Genomic DNA, 13,786 nt, shown 5'->3' with positions numbered 1-13,786 from the left:
CAGGCGCTGCGGCCCGCCCTCGGCCGCGGTGAGGGCCCGGTGGGCCGTCACCGCCGGCACCCCCAGGCTCGCGCCGAGGTCGTACGACGCCTCCGCGGGTAGCGGCACCACCCGGGCTGCTGGTTGCACGGTGTACTCGGCCGCCGTGCCGTAGGCGCGGCCGTGCTGGGCGAGCACCAGCCACACCCGGTCCCCGACCGCGAGCCCCGACACCCCCGGACTCACCGCGTCGACGACCCCCGCACCGTCCTGGCCGGGCACGACCTCGTCGTACCCCGCCATCATGCCCGCGCGGAACTTCCAGTCGGTCGGGTTGACCCCCGACCGCACCAGTCGCACCCGCACCTCACCGGCGCCGGGCTCGGGCAGGTCCCGCTCGACCAGCTGGAGCACCGAGGACGGACCGGTCTGGTGATAGACGACTGCGCGCATGGTGCGAACCTAACGCGCTGACGGAGACATCACTGGCCTCCGAGGCCGGCCCGGTTGCCGGGTGAGGTAGGTCTACCGCGGCTGCGGCTCGAGGTTCACCGCACCAGGTCCCCGCTCGGCCAGCACGTCGCCGGGATTGTGGAGAGCGCAGCTCCGCAGGCTGAGGCATCCACAGCCGATACACGAGTCCAAGGTGTCGCGCAGCCGCTGGAGCCGCTCGATCTGCTCGTCGAGCCGCGGCCGCCATGACCGCGAGAGGCTCGCCCAGTCGGCCTTGCTCGGCGTGCGCCCCGCAGGCAGCCTGCGCAACGCATCGTGGATCTCCTCCAGGCTGAGGCCGACGCGTTGCGCCGACCGGATGAAGGCCACTCGGCGCAGCGTGGCCCGGGGATATCGGCGCTGGTTGCCCGCCGTGCGGAGCGACTCGATCAGGCCCTCGGACTCATAGAAGCGCAATGCTGAGGGGGCGACGCCGGCACGTTCGGCAAGCTGCCCGATCGTGAGGTCGGTCATGTTCTCACCCTACCGCTTGACCTCAACCTCACTTGAACTTGCATGGTGACGGCATGACGACGATCACGACCAGGACGGACGCGCGCACTGCGTTCGGGTACGCCGACCTTCCTGCCCTGCTCTCCCGGATGACCGGCGACGAGAAGCACAGCAATGCCGCGACCTCCACCCTCGACGTCCTCTGGGTGCTCTACAACCGCGTCCTGCGCGTCTCCCCCCAGACCGCACAGGATCCCGGTCGCGACCGCTTCTACCTGTCCAAGGGGCACGGCCCGATGGCCTACTACGCCATCCTCGTCGCCCACGGCTTCTTCCCTGTCGACTGGCTCGACACCTGGGCGTCCTTCGACTCCGCGTTGGGCTTCCACCCCGACCGGACCCTCGTCCCCGGCGTAGAGATCTCCAGCGGATCCCTGGGGCACGGTCTCCCGATGGCCGTCGGCTCCGCCATCGGTCTCCGCGCCCAGGGTCTGGATGCCCGGGTCGTCGTCCTCGTCGGCGACGCCGAGCTCGACGAGGGCAGCAACCACGAGGCTATCGAGGTCGCGGCCGCGTTCGGCCTCGACAACCTCACCGTGGTGGTCATCGACAACGCCTCCACCTCGTACCGGGTGCCGGACCGGATCGCAGCCCGCTTTGCCACCGAGGGTTGGGAGGTCGCGTCCGTTGACGGACGTGACCACGACCAGCTCGAGACCGCGCTGTCGCACCGCACCAACCGTCCGACCGTCGTGGTCGCGGCAGTAGAGGAGAAGTGGTCGTGACCGACCCCCGTCGCGTCTTCGCGGACACCGCCGTGTCGCTGGTCGAGGACGATCTGTCCGCCGCGCTGGTCTACGCGGAGATCTCGGGGCAGTTCTTCGGCGATGCGGCACGCCGGCACCCCGAGCGCATCATCAACGTCGGCATCCGTGAGCAGTTGCTCGTCAGCGTCGGCGCCGGGCTCGCACTGACCGGGATGCGCCCCATCGTCCACACCTTCGCCTCGTTCCTCATCGAGCGGGCGTTCGAGCAGATCAAGCTCGGCTTCGGCCACCAGGACGTAGGAGGGGTTCTCGTCTCCTCCGGCGCCTCGTTCGACATCTCCGCCGGCGGCCGCACCCATCAGGCTCCCGGGGACGTCGCCCTGGTCGACACCGTCCCCGGTTTCCGGATCCACGTCCCCGGTCACGCCGACGAGGTGGAGGCGGTCCTGCGGCAAGCCGTCGCCGGTTCCGGCCGCGACTACATCCGGGTGCATGCCGCCCAGAACTCCCTCGCCTACCCCGTCACCCCAGGTCGATTCCACGTCGTACGGCGGGGGTCGGCGGCGACCGTCGTGGCGGTCGGGCCGATGCTCGACCCGGTCCTTGCCGCCGTCGCCGACCTCGACGTCTCTGTGCTCTACGCCAACACGGTGCGGCCGTTCGACGCCCATGGTCTGCGCGAGGTGCTCGACCGCCCGGACGTCGTGCTGGTCGAGCCCTACCTTTGCGGCACGTCCAGCCATCTCGTCGCCGCGGCGCTGCGGGACCTTCCCCACCGGCAGCTGGCCCTCGGGGTCGGTCGTCACGAGCTACGTCGGTACGGAACACCCGAGGACCACGCAGCCGCACACGGTATGGATCCCGTCGGGATCCGCCGGTCGGTGACCGCGTTCCTGGCCGCGCGCGCAGCAGCCTGAAGCAACCGCCGAGGCGACGGCAGCGCCCCATCCCAGCGTCACCGGACGCCCCCGACTGCCCGAGGCCGGTGGCCGCTGGCGCGTGGCCGCCCGTCTGCCGGGTTGGCCCCTGATGCTGGAAGCGGCTGACCGTCACCAACGCTCGACCGCGGACGCAAGCGATCACGCGCCGGTGACACGACCCGTCAGAGAGCGGCGGCCATCCCCGCGCATGCCTCGAGCCACTGCTTGCGGGTGTGCTCGGACAGGCGCGCGTAGGGTACGACCGAGCCGGCGACCAGGGCCGGGTCGTAGGGCACGCGGTAGACCTCACGGGTGCGCTGCTGGTAGACGTCGACCAGGTCGGCGGCCAGCTTGGTGTCGACGGTGGCCGACGGGTCGGACAGCACGGTGACCGTCTTGTACTTCAGGTTCTGGTAGCCCGCGTCCTGCAGCGCGTCGAGCATCCACAGCCCGCTGTAGCCGGTGTCCTCACGCACCGTGCTGGTGACCACCAGCAGGTCGGCCGCGCCGGCGGCCGCCAGCCAGTTCTCGGCACGCATGTTGTTGCCGGTGTCGATGAGGATGATCCGGTAGAACCGCTCGAGCAGCTTGTGGACGGCGTCGAAGTCCTGGGCCCGGATCGTGCCGGTCACGTCGGGGCGCTCGTCGGAGGCCAGCACGTCGAAGTGCGCGTCGCCCTGCGAGCGCACGAACGCGCCGAGGTCGCCGATCCGGGACTGGTAGACGTCGGTGAACCGCTCGAGGTCCTCCAGCAGCTCGCGGGTGGTGTTGCGGTGGGTGCTGCGCGTGCCGCGGATGCCGAGGGTGCCGCGGGTCTCGTTGTTGTCCCACGCGACGACGCCCCCGCCGCGCACCGTGCCGAAGGTGTAGCCCGCCGCGAGCACCCCCGTGGTCTTGGCGGCCCCGCCCTTGGGGTTGATGAACGCGATCGTGCGCGGACCGTCGAAGTCGCGCTGGATCGCGCGGCGGGCGTGCTCGTGGGCGAGCTCCGCCGCACCCATCCGTGGCGAGATCAGCCCGCCGCTCCACCGGCGCACGGCACCGCGCCAGCCCCAGGTGGCCGGGCCGTGCTCGTGCGCGCCGTCTCGCCGGTCCAAGAAGTCGGTCGCGGTCATGAAGCGGCGGATCTCGCCCTCGCCGCCGGCCGCCGGCTCCGACTCGGGCACCAGCTCGACCGGCGCAGTGACCGGCGCAGTGACCGGCGCAGTGATCCGGCCAGTGACCGGCGGTGCGGCCGGTGGCGGGCCGGTCGGCGCGGGCGCCGGCGGGTTGACCAGCACCGCCGACGGGGGTCCCGACGGCGGGCCGGACGGTGGGCTCGACGGCGGTGGCCCCAGGGGTGGTCGGTGTGCCGGCGGCGGGGTGGTCGGCATCGCGGCGAGGGGCCGCGTGAGCGGATCGGAGTCGTGGGCGTGCCGCGAGCCGGCCGAGCTCCATGCTTCCTGCGACATCGATGTCCTCCTCGAGAGACACGGTGGTGCTGAGGGCGTTCTTCCCCGAATCCGCCCGCGTCACACTCACCGCTCGCCCGGTGTGGACCGGCGTGGGCCGGGCGTGGGCTCAGCGTGGGCTCAGCGTGGGCTCGGCGTGGGCTCGGCGCGGGCTCTGGGTGGGCTCTGGGTGGGCCGGTCAGAGGCCGGCGAGCGCGGCCGCGATCGCCCGGTGGAAGGTCGGATAGGCGAAGTGCATGCCCCGCAGCGTCGGCACCGGGATCTCGGCGTGGACGGCCGCGGCGAGCAGGCCGAGCACCTCCCCGCCGTACGGCGCGACCACGGTGCCCCCGACCAACACCTGCCGGTCGGCGTCCGCGACGACCTTGACGACCCCCCGGGCCTCGTGGATCCAGCCGCGGCTCGAGTGCGCGACGTCGGCGTGCCCGGTCGCGACCCGCAGCCCGGCGGCGCGCGCCTGCTGCTCGGTCATCCCGACCGATCCGACCTCGGGGTCGGTGAACGTCACCCGGGTGACCGCGCGGTAGTCGGCCCACGGGCCGTCCTCGCCCAGCAGGTCGCGTACCGCCACCTGGGCCTGGTAGAGCGAGAGGTGCGTGTAGGCGCCCCGGCCGGTGATGTCGCCGACCGCCCACAGCCGGTCGGCGGCCCGCATCCGCTCGTCGGTGTCGATCCGGTCGGCCGCCGGGTCCAGTCCGACGCTCTCGAGGCCGACGTCGGCGAGGTTCATGGCCCGCCCGGTCGCGACCAGCAGGCGCTGGGCCCGGACGGTCTCGCCGTCGACCTCGACGGCGAACCCCGACGCGTCGTGGCGCACGCGCGCGAGGTCGACGCCCGTGCGGATCGTGACGCCCTCGGCGCGCAGCGCCGCGGCGACGACCTCGCACGCCTCGGGCTCCTCGGCCGCGAGCATCCGGTCCGCGACCTCGAGCATCGTGACGCCGGTCCCGAACCGGGCGAACGCCTGACCGAGCTCGGCACCGATCGGTCCCGCGCCGACGATCACCAGCGACTCCGGCGCCTCCTGCTGCCGCATCACGTCGCGGTTGGTCCAGTACGGCGTCCCCGCGAGGCCGGGGATGTCGGGGACGGCCGGTCGCGTGCCGCTGTTGAGCACCACGCCCCGGCGGGCCTCGTAGGCCTCGACGCCCTCGCCGGTGGCCACCACGACCCGGCCGGGGCCGGAGAGCCGTCCGTGGCCGCGCACGACGCGCACCCCGGCCTCCCGCAGCGGGTCGGCGTGCTGGGCGTCGGTCCAGTCGTGGTTGGCGTCGCGGATCCGCTCGGCCGCCCGCGGCCAGGGCCGGCCCTGCTTCGCGGTGCGGATCAGCAGCTTCGAGGGCGTGCAGCCCCAGAACGGGCACTCCCCGCCGACCAGGTCGCGCTCCACGCCCACCACCGCCAGCCCGGCCTCGGCCAGCTTGCGGGCGGCGTGCTCGCCCCCGGCCCCGAGGCCGAGGACGACCACGTCGACGGAGTCGACCGACGTCACGGGCGCCGGCTACTTCCCGAGGTGCCGAGCTCGAGCGAGGGTGAACAGGCCGTAGCAGGCCAGGCCGGCGCCCAGCAGGCAGAGCAGGACCGGCCCGAACGGCTGGTCGAGCACCTTGAAGAGCGCCTGGTCGAGGCCACCGGACTTGGACGCGTCGTGCGTCGCCGCGCCGTAGACGATCAGGCCGCCGACGATGAGGAACGCCACGCCGCGGGCGGTGTAGCCGGCCCGGCCGAACGCGAGGTACGCCGTACCGGTGCTGCCGCTGCGGCCCTCCGCGTCCAGCTTGTCGGCGAAGTCGCCGGTCCAGGCCTTGTAGACCTGGTAGCCGCCGTACGCCATGACCGCGAGGCCGACCAGCGCCACGAGCAGCTGCCCGCCGGTGACGTCCATCAGCGACGCGGTCCAGGTCTTGCCGCCCTTGCCGGAGGAGCCGGAGTGGGTGGCGACGCGCAGCCCCGAGAGGCCGATGGCGGCGTAGATGACGGCCTTGGCGGCCGACGTCACCCGGGCACGGGTGCGCTTGCTGGTGTCCTGCTCCTCGCGGTGCCCGAAGGCCGCGTCGAGGAGCTTCCAGAGCACGAGCAGGAACATCCCGAGCGAGACGACCCAGATGAGGACGTCGCCAAACGGCTGCTGGGCTAGCTCGTGCATGGCGCCGGAGCTGGAGGGCTTGCCCTCCCGGTCGCCGAAGGCCAGCTGGATGGCCAGCCAGCCGATCATCAGGTAGACGACGGCGTACGCGACCAGGCCGGCGCGCGCGGCGCGGTCCATCCAGGTGCTGTTGTGCGCGTCGCGAGCCGCTCCCTCGGCCCGACGCGCGGTGCTCCCTCCCGCCATGGTCATGGCAGATCGGCGAGGGCGGACTCGATGGCCCGGTGGAAGGTGGGATAGGCGTACATCATGTTCCTCAGCGTGTCGACGGGGACCTCCGCGTGGACCGCGACGGCCAGGAAGCCGAGGATCTCCCCGCCCGCCGGACCCACCGCGGTGGCTCCGACCAGGACTCCCCGATCCGCGTCCTCGACGACCTTGATCAAGCCGTGCCCACCGGCTCCGTGGGTGAAACCCCGCGACGAGGTCTCCAGCGCCGTGCTCCCGGTGCGCACCCGCAGACCGGCGTCGAGGGCCCGCTGCTCGGTGAGCCCGACCCCGCCCACCTCCGGGTCGGTGAACGTCGTGTGCGGCACCGCGTGGTAGCGCGCCGGGGCGCCGGGCTCGCCAAGGATGTCGCGCAGCGCCACCGCGGACTGGTACATCGACACGTGCGTGAACGCGCCCCGGCCGGTCACGTCGCCGATCGCCCAGAGTCGCTCCCCCGCCCGCAGGTGCTCGTCGACCTCGAGCGTCCGCGCCGCCGGGTCCAGCCCGACGGTCTCCAGCCCGACGTCGTCGAGGTTCGGGGTGCGACCGGCGGCGACCAGGAGCCTGTCCGCGGTGAGGGTCTCGCCGGTCGACAGCCGGATCGCGAACGTGCCGTCCGCGTGGGCGACGTGCTCGGCCTCGGCGCCGGTGAGCACCCGGATGCCCTCGTCGGCGAAGACCTGCGCGACCAGGGCCGCGGCCTCCGGCTCGTCGGCCGGCAGCAGCCGGGGGCCATGCTGCACGAGCGTCACCCGGACCCCGAACCGGGAGAACACCTGGGTGAGCTCGCACCCGATCGGGCCACCGCCGAGCACGACGAGCGACCCGGGCAGCTCGGTGACCCGGACGGCGTCGCGGTTCGTCCAGTACGGCGTGCCCGCCAGCCCCTCGACCGGCGGCACGGCCGGACGGGTGCCGGGGTTGAGCAGCACCCCGCGGGTCGCGGCGTACGTCGTCGTGGTGCCGTCCGGCTCCTCGACGCGCACCCGGCCCGGCCCGTCGAGGCGACCCACGCCGTGGTGGAGGATCGCGCCGGCGTCGCGGAGCCGGTCCACGGCGATCGCGTCGTCCCACCCGGTGGTGGCCTCCTCGTCGATGCGCCGGGCGACCACCGACCACGCCGGCGCGATCGTCGCCTCGCCGGCCACCGCCGCGGCGCGGCGTACCTCCGCGACCAGGTCGCTGCCGCGCACCATCATCTTCGTCGGGATGCAGCCGTAGTAGGGGCACTCGCCGCCCACCAGGTGCTTGTCGACCGCGACCACGCGCAGTCCGGCCCGCGCGGCGCCGGAGGCGACGGCCTCGCCGCCCGGCCCGGTGCCGATGACGACCAGGTCGACCTCGTGCTGATGCGCGGAGTGAGCGTCCATGCGCCCACTATGGCCGAGCGAGCACGATCAGGCGATGGACTCCCGGTTGCGCACGATGCTGCCCAGGACGCCGTTGACGAACTGCGGCGACTCGTCGGTGGAGAGGTCGGTGACCAGCGCCATCGCCTCGGTGACGGCCACGGCGTCGGGCACGTCGTCGGCGTACAGCAGCTCCCAGACGCCCAGGCGCAGGACGTTGCGGTCGACCGCCGGCATCCGGCTCAGTGCCCAGCCCTCGGAGTACGACGAGAGCACCTCGTCGATCCGGGCCTGGTGCTCGACCACGCCCCGCACGAGCGTGGCGGTGTAGTCGTTGGTCGGCCCCTCGCCGTCCGCGATCGCGCGCTCGAGTGCCTCGACGGGGTTCTCCGAGCGCATCTCGGAGGCGTAGAGGATGTCCAGTGCGCGCTTGCGGGCCTTGGACCGGGCTGACATCTCAGCCCTTCACGCGGCCGAGGTAGGAGGAGTCGCGGGTGTCGACCTTGACCTTCTCGCCCTGGTTGATGAACAGCGGCACCTGGATCTCGTGGCCGGTCTCGAGGGTCGCCGGCTTGGTGCGACCGGTCGCGCTGTCGCCGGCGAGGCCGGGCTCGGTGAACGTGATCTGCAGCTCGACGGAGGCGGGCAGCTCGATGAACAGCACCCGGCCCTCGTTGGTGGCGATGATGACGTCCTGGTTCTCCAGGAGGAAGTTCTTCGCGGTGCCGACGATCTCGGGGGCCACCTCGAGCTGCTCGTAGCTCTGGACGTCCATGAAGACGTAGGAGCTGCCGTCGTTGTAGAGGTACTGCATCGTGCGGCGGTCGACGGTCGCCGTCTCGACCTTGGTGCCGGCGTTGAAGGTCTTGTCGACGGTCTTGTTGGACTCGACGTTCTTCAGCTTGGTGCGCACGAAGGCAGGGCCCTTGCCCGGCTTGACGTGCTGGAACTCCACCACGGACCAGAGCTGGCCGTCGATGTTGAGAACCATGCCGTTCTTGAGGTCGTTCGTCGTTGCCATGCGCGCGTGTCAGCCTTCTGGGTACGTCGGGTCCGGGTGCCTCCCGGACGGCGGGGCCGACCGGGCAACAGCGCACGAGTCTATCGGCTCGTCCCCGCCGCGCAGGAATCGACCGGCACTGGTCAGTCGAGCTCCCAGACCACCTGCACGGTCACGGAGCCCTTGTCACGGCCGGCGCGGATCGGCATGGCCTTCAGGCCGACCGCGGCCCGGTCCTGGACGAGGTAGCCGGCCGACAGCTCCGGCGCCGGCAGCGGGCGGGTGCGCACCTCACGCAGCGTCACCACGTCGCCGAGCGTCTGGCCCGAGGCCTCGGCGTACTGCTTCGCCTTGGCGGTGGCCTCCGCGACGGCGGCGTCGCGGGCCTTCGCCATCACCGCGTCGTCGTCGCCGACCAGCAGGCGGATGTTGCTGACGCGCACGTCGTTGCCGCCTGCGGCCACCGCGGCCGAGACGGCCTTGCCGCCCTCGCCGAGCTTCTTCACGAGCACCGAGGCCCGCTCCGAGACCCGGTAGCCGGTGATCGTGGGCGGGCTGTAGTCGTGGTACTGGTACACCGGCGTCATCGACAGCCCGGTCGTCTGGACGTCGGCCTTGTCGACGCCGTACTTCGTCAGGCTGGCCAGCACCCGGCTCATCGTCGCGTTCGCGGCGCCCAGCGCGTCGTCCAGGTCGACCCGCGTGAGGCTGACCCCGAGCGCGAACGAGAGCTGGTCGGGGACCGCGCCGGCCTCGCCGGTGCCGGTCATCGTCAGGACCCGGCGCTGCTCTGCCGGCGCCGACGCCTGGTCGTCGGCGGCCTGGGCCGCCGGGGTGCCACCGCCCGCGCTCCCCAGCAGGTAGGCCACCATCAGCGCCATCGCCACCAGCGCGGCCAGCAGCAGGCTGCGCACGCTCACCGTCACGTTCGTGTTCATGAGGGGTCGGACGGGCGCATGCCCGGACCGGTTCCACGGCCGCGCGTCTTCCGTCGAGTGACGTGAAGTGGCTGAAATCCGGGCGGCGGAGCGACCAGTTCGCGTCACTCGACGGGAGATGAGCCCCGGGCGATGACCTCGAGGGCCATCCGGTAGCCGTCGATGCCGTGGCCGGCGATCACCTCGAGCGCGTACGGCGTCACCACGGAGTGGTGTCGGAACTCCTCGGGCCGCTGGTGGGGGTCGGAGATGTGCACCTCCACGAGCGGGGCCGTCAGCTGCGCGCAGGCGTCCAGGACCGCGTAGGAGTAGTGCGTCCACGCCGCGGCGTTGAGCACCACCGCGTCACCGTCGTCGGCGGCCGCGTTCAGCCAGTCGAGCAGCACGCCCTCGTGGTTGGTCTGCCGGACCTCCACGTCCAGGCCGAGGCCGCGCCCCCACTCCACGCACCGGTGCGCGAGCTCGGCGTGGGTGGTGGTGCCGTAGATCTCGGGCTGGCGCCGCCCGAGCCGCCCCAGGTTGGGGCCGTTGAGGACCAGCACCCGCCGACCGGTCACGCCGGCCCCCCGATTGCGGCGTACGCGTCGCGCAGGTCGACGACGGAGGGACCCGCGAGCACGCTCGGGACGGCGAGGTCGGAGAGCACGATGAACCGCAGCTGGGAGCCGCGCGCCTTCTTGTCGACGCGCATCGCGTCGTGCAGGTCGTCGAACGAGGCCTGGGAGTACGTCGTCGGCAGCCCGACGTGCGCGAAGACCCGTCGGTGCCGGGCGACGATCTCGGGGTCGAGGGTGCCGGCACGGCTCGCCAGCTCGGCGACGTAGACGCAGCCGATCGCGACGGCCTCGCCGTGGCGGATCCGGTAGTCCTCGGTGCGCTCGATGGCGTGCGCCATCGTGTGGCCGTAGTTGAGGATCTCGCGGCCGGGGTCGCCGGCGCTGCCGCCGGTCTCCTTGAGGTCGGCGGAGACCACCGCCGCCTTGACCCGGACCGCCCGCTCGACGAGCTCGCGCAGCACCGGGGAGTCGGCGTCGAGGCGGCTGGGTGCGGTGCTCTCGACGAGGTCCAGGATCGCGGGGTCGGCGATGAACCCGCACTTGACGACCTCGCCGAGCCCGGCGAGCAGCTCGGCGCGCGGCAGCGACCGCAGCGTCGAGAGGTCGCAGAGCACCCCGGCGGGCTCGTGGAAGGAGCCGACGAGGTTCTTGCCGCTGCGGGTGTTGATGCCGGTCTTGCCGCCGACCGCCGCGTCCACCATGCCGAGCAGCGTGGTGGGCACGTGCACGACCCGGACGCCGCGCAGCCAGGTCGCGGCCACGAACCCGCCGAGGTCGGTGGTGGCCCCACCGCCGAACGTCACGATCGCGTCGGAGCGGGTGAAGCCGGCCTCGCCGAGGGCCTCCCAGCAGGAGACCGCGACCGCGGCGAGCTTGGCGCGCTCCCCGTCGGGGATCGGCAGCACCATCACGTCGTACGCCGCCGCCAGCGAGTCGAGCACCGGGCGGACCAGCTCGGTGAGGGCGTCGGCGAACACCACGGCGACGCGCTGGACGTTCACACCCAGCAGCTGCGGGAGCCGCTCGGCGAGGTCGTGGCCGATCAGGACGTCGTACGGCGCCGGGCCGGTCACCCGCACCACGGTGTCCCTCATGCCTCCCCCTCGGGCGCGACGTCGGCCAGGGCGGCCAGGACGTCCTCGGCGACATCCTGGGGGCTGCGGCCGTCGGTGTCCACGACGACCGTGGCGACCGCCTCGTAGATCGGGGTGCGCTCGTCGAGCAGGGCCTTGATCCGGCCGCGGACGTTGCCCAGCAGCAGGGGGCGTGCGGTGCCGAGCCCGACCCGCTTGACGGCGTCGGAGAGCCCGACCCGCAAGAACACGACCCGGTGGCCGGCGAGCAGCTCGCGGGTGCCCGGGTCGAGCACCGCGCCGCCGCCCAGCGCCAGCACCCCGTCGTGGGTGGCGAGCGCCTCGGCGACCGCGGCCCGTTCGAGCGTGCGGAACGCCTCCTCGCCGGAGTCGACGAAGATGTCGGAGATCGTCCGGCCCTCGGCGGCCTCGACGTCGCGGTCGGTGTCGCGTGCGGTGGTCCCCCAGGCGGTGGCCAGGAGCTCGGCGACCGTCGTCTTGCCGGCCCCCATCGGACCCACCAGCACGGCCCGGGGACGGGTGGGTCCGCTCACCGGAACCTCAGCGTGTCGAGGTAGCTCTCGGCGTTGCGCCGGGTCTCGCGCACGGAGTCGCCGCCGAACTTCTCGACGACGGCGTCGGCGAGCACCAGCGCGACCATGGCCTCGGCGACGATGCCGGCGGCGGGGACCGCGCACACGTCGGAGCGCTGGTGGTGGGCCACGGCGTCCTCGCCGGTGGCGACGTCGACGGTGCGCAGCGCCCGCGGGACGGTGGCGATCGGCTTCATCGCCGCCCGCACCCGGAGCACCTCGCCGGTGCTCATCCCACCCTCGGTGCCGCCGGAGCGGCCGCTGACCCGCCGCAGCCCGTCGTCACCGCGGACGATCTCGTCGTGGGCCAGGGACCCCGGGGTGGCGGCGAGCTCGAAGCCGTCCCCGACCTCGACGCCCTTGATCGCCTGGATGCCCATGAGCGCGCCCGCGAGCCTGGCGTCGAGCCGGCGGTCCCAGTGCACGTGCGAGCCGAGCCCCGGCGGGAGGCCGTGGACGACGACCTCGACGACCCCGCCGAGCGTGTCGCCGTCCTGGTGGGCCTGGTCGATGGCCGCGACCATCTGCTTGCTGGTGTCGGCGTCGAGGCAGCGCACCGGGTCGTCGTCGAGGCGGGCCACGTCCTCGGGCTCGGGCACCACGCCGGCGGGCGCCCGGACGCCGCCGAGCTCGATGACGTGGGAGACGATGCGGGCACCGACGGCCTGCTCGAGGAAGCCCGAGGCGACCCGGCCCAGCGCCACCCGGGCCGCGGTCTCGCGGGCGGAGGCGCGCTCGAGGATCGGGCGGGCCTCGGGGAAGTCGTACTTCTGCATGCCGACCAGGTCGGCGTGGCCGGGCCGCGGCCGGGTGAGCGGTGCGTTGCGCGCGAGCGCCTCGAGCTCGACCGGGTCGACCGGGTCGGCCGACATCACCTTCTCCCACTTGGGCCACTCGGTGTTGCCGATCTCGATCGCGACCGGGCCACCGAGCGTCTCGCCGTGGCGGATGCCGCCGACCAGGGTGACCTCGTCCTGCTCGAACTTCATCCGCGCGCCGCGGCCATAACCGAGCCGGCGGCGGGCGAGGGCGTCGGCGATGTCGCTCGAGGTCACCCGGACGTGGGCGGGCAGTCCCTCGAGGATCGCGACCAGGGAGGGGCCGTGGGACTCACCCGCGGTCAGCCAACGAAGCATGGGGGCAGTCTTTCACGTGGCGTACGCCGGGCCGCCGGGGTCACCCGGAGACGAGACCACTGCCCAGCGGACCGACCAGGACGCCCACCAGCGCACCGGCGAGCAGGAACGGCCCGAACGGGTAGGCGGCCTTCAGCACGGCGCGCTCACGCCGCAGCAGCGCCACCAGCAGGCCGGGCACGGCGAACACCAGGAACGCGCTGTAGATCCCGACCAGCACCTCGGCCCACCCGAGGTAGCCGAGCGCGACGCCCAGCACCGCCGAGAGCCGCACGTCGCCGTAGCCCATGCCGGCGGGGTGGATCCACCACAGCACGAAGAACAGCCCGAACACCGCCACCCCACCGAGCCCGGCCCGCACGAGCGCGTCCCGGTCGTCCTCGAGCAGGCCGCTGATCAGCGCGAGCGCCGCGGTGAGACCCAGCGTGGGCCAGACCACGACGGTGGGCAGCAGCCGGGTGCGCAGGTCGACGGCCGCCAGGGCGACGCCGATCGGCACCAGCGGGAGGAGGAACAGCAGCGGCCAGGCGAGGCCGACGCTCGCGCCGACGAGGCCGCCCGCGACCAGGCAGGTCGCCACCGCCGCCATCGGCAGCACCGGCGCGGCCGCGACCTCGGCGTACGGCGTCTTGGGGTGCTCCGGGTCGGCGGGGTCGGCGGGCGGCTCGGGGATGCGTGCGATGAGCGGCGCGACCAGCAGGCCGGCCGCGCTGCAGGCGACG

General features: G+C 73.2%; 16 protein-coding genes. 2 read left to right on the top strand and 14 right to left on the bottom strand.

Annotated features, from left to right (window positions below; all coding sequences use genetic code 11):
• On the bottom strand, positions 1-432 hold a 432-nt coding region (locus VGD85_RS16535; RefSeq protein ID WP_331064534.1), incomplete at its 3' end, for an alcohol dehydrogenase catalytic domain-containing protein.
• 72 nt (positions 433-504) lie between these two features.
• The gene (soxR, locus tag VGD85_RS16530; RefSeq protein WP_331064533.1) at positions 505-945 is read right to left on the bottom strand and encodes a redox-sensitive transcriptional activator SoxR; all 441 of its coding nucleotides are present in this window, start codon (positions 943-945) and stop codon (positions 505-507) included.
• 53 nt (positions 946-998) lie between these two features.
• Between soxR and VGD85_RS16525 the strand changes: the two genes are divergently transcribed.
• Both VGD85_RS16525 and VGD85_RS16520 read left to right on the top strand, forming a co-directional pair.
• Complete coding sequence (locus tag VGD85_RS16525; RefSeq protein ID WP_331064532.1) at positions 999-1,709, top strand: thiamine pyrophosphate-dependent enzyme; 711 nt, start codon at positions 999-1,001, stop codon at positions 1,707-1,709.
• Complete coding sequence (locus tag VGD85_RS16520) at positions 1,706-2,608, top strand: transketolase family protein (RefSeq protein ID WP_331064531.1); 903 nt, start codon at positions 1,706-1,708, stop codon at positions 2,606-2,608. Before VGD85_RS16525 ends, VGD85_RS16520 begins: the two co-directional genes overlap by 4 nt.
• Positions 2,609-2,793: 185 nt before the next feature.
• Here VGD85_RS16520 and VGD85_RS16515 read toward each other — a convergent pair whose 3' ends face one another.
• The 12 genes from VGD85_RS16515 to VGD85_RS16460 all read right to left on the bottom strand — a co-directional run.
• A complete protein-coding gene (locus VGD85_RS16515) occupies positions 2,794-3,777 on the bottom strand; it encodes a hypothetical protein (protein WP_331064530.1) in 984 nt (327 codons plus the stop codon).
• Positions 3,778-4,240: 463 nt separating this feature from the next.
• Positions 4,241-5,554: an NAD(P)/FAD-dependent oxidoreductase gene (locus tag VGD85_RS16510; protein ID WP_331064529.1), complete on the bottom strand. Its 1,314-nt coding sequence runs from the start codon at positions 5,552-5,554 to the stop codon at positions 4,241-4,243.
• 9 nt (positions 5,555-5,563) lie between these two features.
• A complete protein-coding gene (locus VGD85_RS16505) occupies positions 5,564-6,400 on the bottom strand; it encodes a DUF1206 domain-containing protein (RefSeq protein ID WP_331064528.1) in 837 nt (278 codons plus the stop codon).
• On the bottom strand, positions 6,397-7,788 hold the full coding sequence (locus VGD85_RS16500) for an NAD(P)/FAD-dependent oxidoreductase (RefSeq protein ID WP_331064527.1): 1,392 nt from the start codon (positions 7,786-7,788) through the stop codon (positions 6,397-6,399). The genes VGD85_RS16505 and VGD85_RS16500 overlap by 4 nt, the downstream gene beginning before the upstream one ends.
• Positions 7,789-7,815: 27 nt before the next feature.
• Positions 7,816-8,223 carry a transcription antitermination factor NusB gene (gene nusB, locus VGD85_RS16495; RefSeq protein WP_331064526.1) on the bottom strand — a complete coding sequence of 136 codons (408 nt, stop codon included), beginning with the start codon at positions 8,221-8,223 and terminating at the stop codon, positions 7,816-7,818.
• A gap of 1 nt (position 8,224) precedes the next feature.
• Complete coding sequence (efp, locus tag VGD85_RS16490) at positions 8,225-8,788, bottom strand: elongation factor P (protein ID WP_331064525.1); 564 nt, start codon at positions 8,786-8,788, stop codon at positions 8,225-8,227.
• 122 nt (positions 8,789-8,910) lie between these two features.
• Positions 8,911-9,705: an SIMPL domain-containing protein gene (locus VGD85_RS16485; RefSeq protein ID WP_331064524.1), complete on the bottom strand. Its 795-nt coding sequence runs from the start codon at positions 9,703-9,705 to the stop codon at positions 8,911-8,913.
• 104 nt (positions 9,706-9,809) lie between these two features.
• A complete protein-coding gene (locus tag VGD85_RS16480; protein WP_331064523.1) occupies positions 9,810-10,262 on the bottom strand; it encodes a type II 3-dehydroquinate dehydratase in 453 nt (150 codons plus the stop codon).
• Positions 10,259-11,356, bottom strand: coding sequence for a 3-dehydroquinate synthase (gene aroB, locus VGD85_RS16475; RefSeq protein ID WP_331064522.1), 1,098 nt, complete (start codon positions 11,354-11,356; stop codon positions 10,259-10,261). The genes VGD85_RS16480 and aroB overlap by 4 nt, the downstream gene beginning before the upstream one ends.
• Positions 11,353-11,889: a shikimate kinase gene (locus VGD85_RS16470; RefSeq protein WP_331064521.1), complete on the bottom strand. Its 537-nt coding sequence runs from the start codon at positions 11,887-11,889 to the stop codon at positions 11,353-11,355. Before VGD85_RS16470 ends, aroB begins: the two co-directional genes overlap by 4 nt.
• Positions 11,886-13,064: a chorismate synthase gene (aroC, locus tag VGD85_RS16465; RefSeq protein WP_331064520.1), complete on the bottom strand. Its 1,179-nt coding sequence runs from the start codon at positions 13,062-13,064 to the stop codon at positions 11,886-11,888. The genes VGD85_RS16470 and aroC overlap by 4 nt, the downstream gene beginning before the upstream one ends.
• 40 nt (positions 13,065-13,104) lie before the next feature.
• A partial coding sequence (locus tag VGD85_RS16460) for an A24 family peptidase (protein ID WP_331064519.1) occupies positions 13,105-13,786 on the bottom strand: 682 nt, incomplete at its 5' end.

Origin of the sequence: Nocardioides sp., from assembly GCF_036401255.1 — a bacterium.
In the GTDB taxonomy this organism is placed as follows: Bacteria; Actinomycetota; Actinomycetes; order Propionibacteriales; family Nocardioidaceae; genus Nocardioides.
Note: the sequence above shows the minus strand (reverse complement) of the source record. Positions and strands in the feature narration are given on the sequence as shown.

What these genes read in the sequence shown, in the direction of transcription:
- aroC (WP_331064520.1), bottom strand. Translation starts at nt 13,064, where the DNA reads ATGCTTCGTTGGCTGACCGCGGGTGAGTCCCACGGCCCCTCCCTGGTC.
- VGD85_RS16505 (WP_331064528.1), bottom strand. Translation starts at nt 6,400, where the DNA reads ATGACCATGGCGGGAGGGAGCACCGCGCGTCGGGCCGAGGGAGCGGCT.
- efp (WP_331064525.1), bottom strand. Translation starts at nt 8,788, where the DNA reads ATGGCAACGACGAACGACCTCAAGAACGGCATGGTTCTCAACATCGAC.
- VGD85_RS16500 (WP_331064527.1), bottom strand. Translation starts at nt 7,788, where the DNA reads ATGGACGCTCACTCCGCGCATCAGCACGAGGTCGACCTGGTCGTCATC.
- VGD85_RS16525 (WP_331064532.1), top strand. Translation starts at nt 999, where the DNA reads ATGACGACGATCACGACCAGGACGGACGCGCGCACTGCGTTCGGGTAC.
- VGD85_RS16485 (WP_331064524.1), bottom strand. Translation starts at nt 9,705, where the DNA reads ATGAACACGAACGTGACGGTGAGCGTGCGCAGCCTGCTGCTGGCCGCG.
- soxR (WP_331064533.1), bottom strand. Translation starts at nt 945, where the DNA reads ATGACCGACCTCACGATCGGGCAGCTTGCCGAACGTGCCGGCGTCGCC.
- aroB (WP_331064522.1), bottom strand. Translation starts at nt 11,356, where the DNA reads ATGAGGGACACCGTGGTGCGGGTGACCGGCCCGGCGCCGTACGACGTC.
- nusB (WP_331064526.1), bottom strand. Translation starts at nt 8,223, where the DNA reads ATGTCAGCCCGGTCCAAGGCCCGCAAGCGCGCACTGGACATCCTCTAC.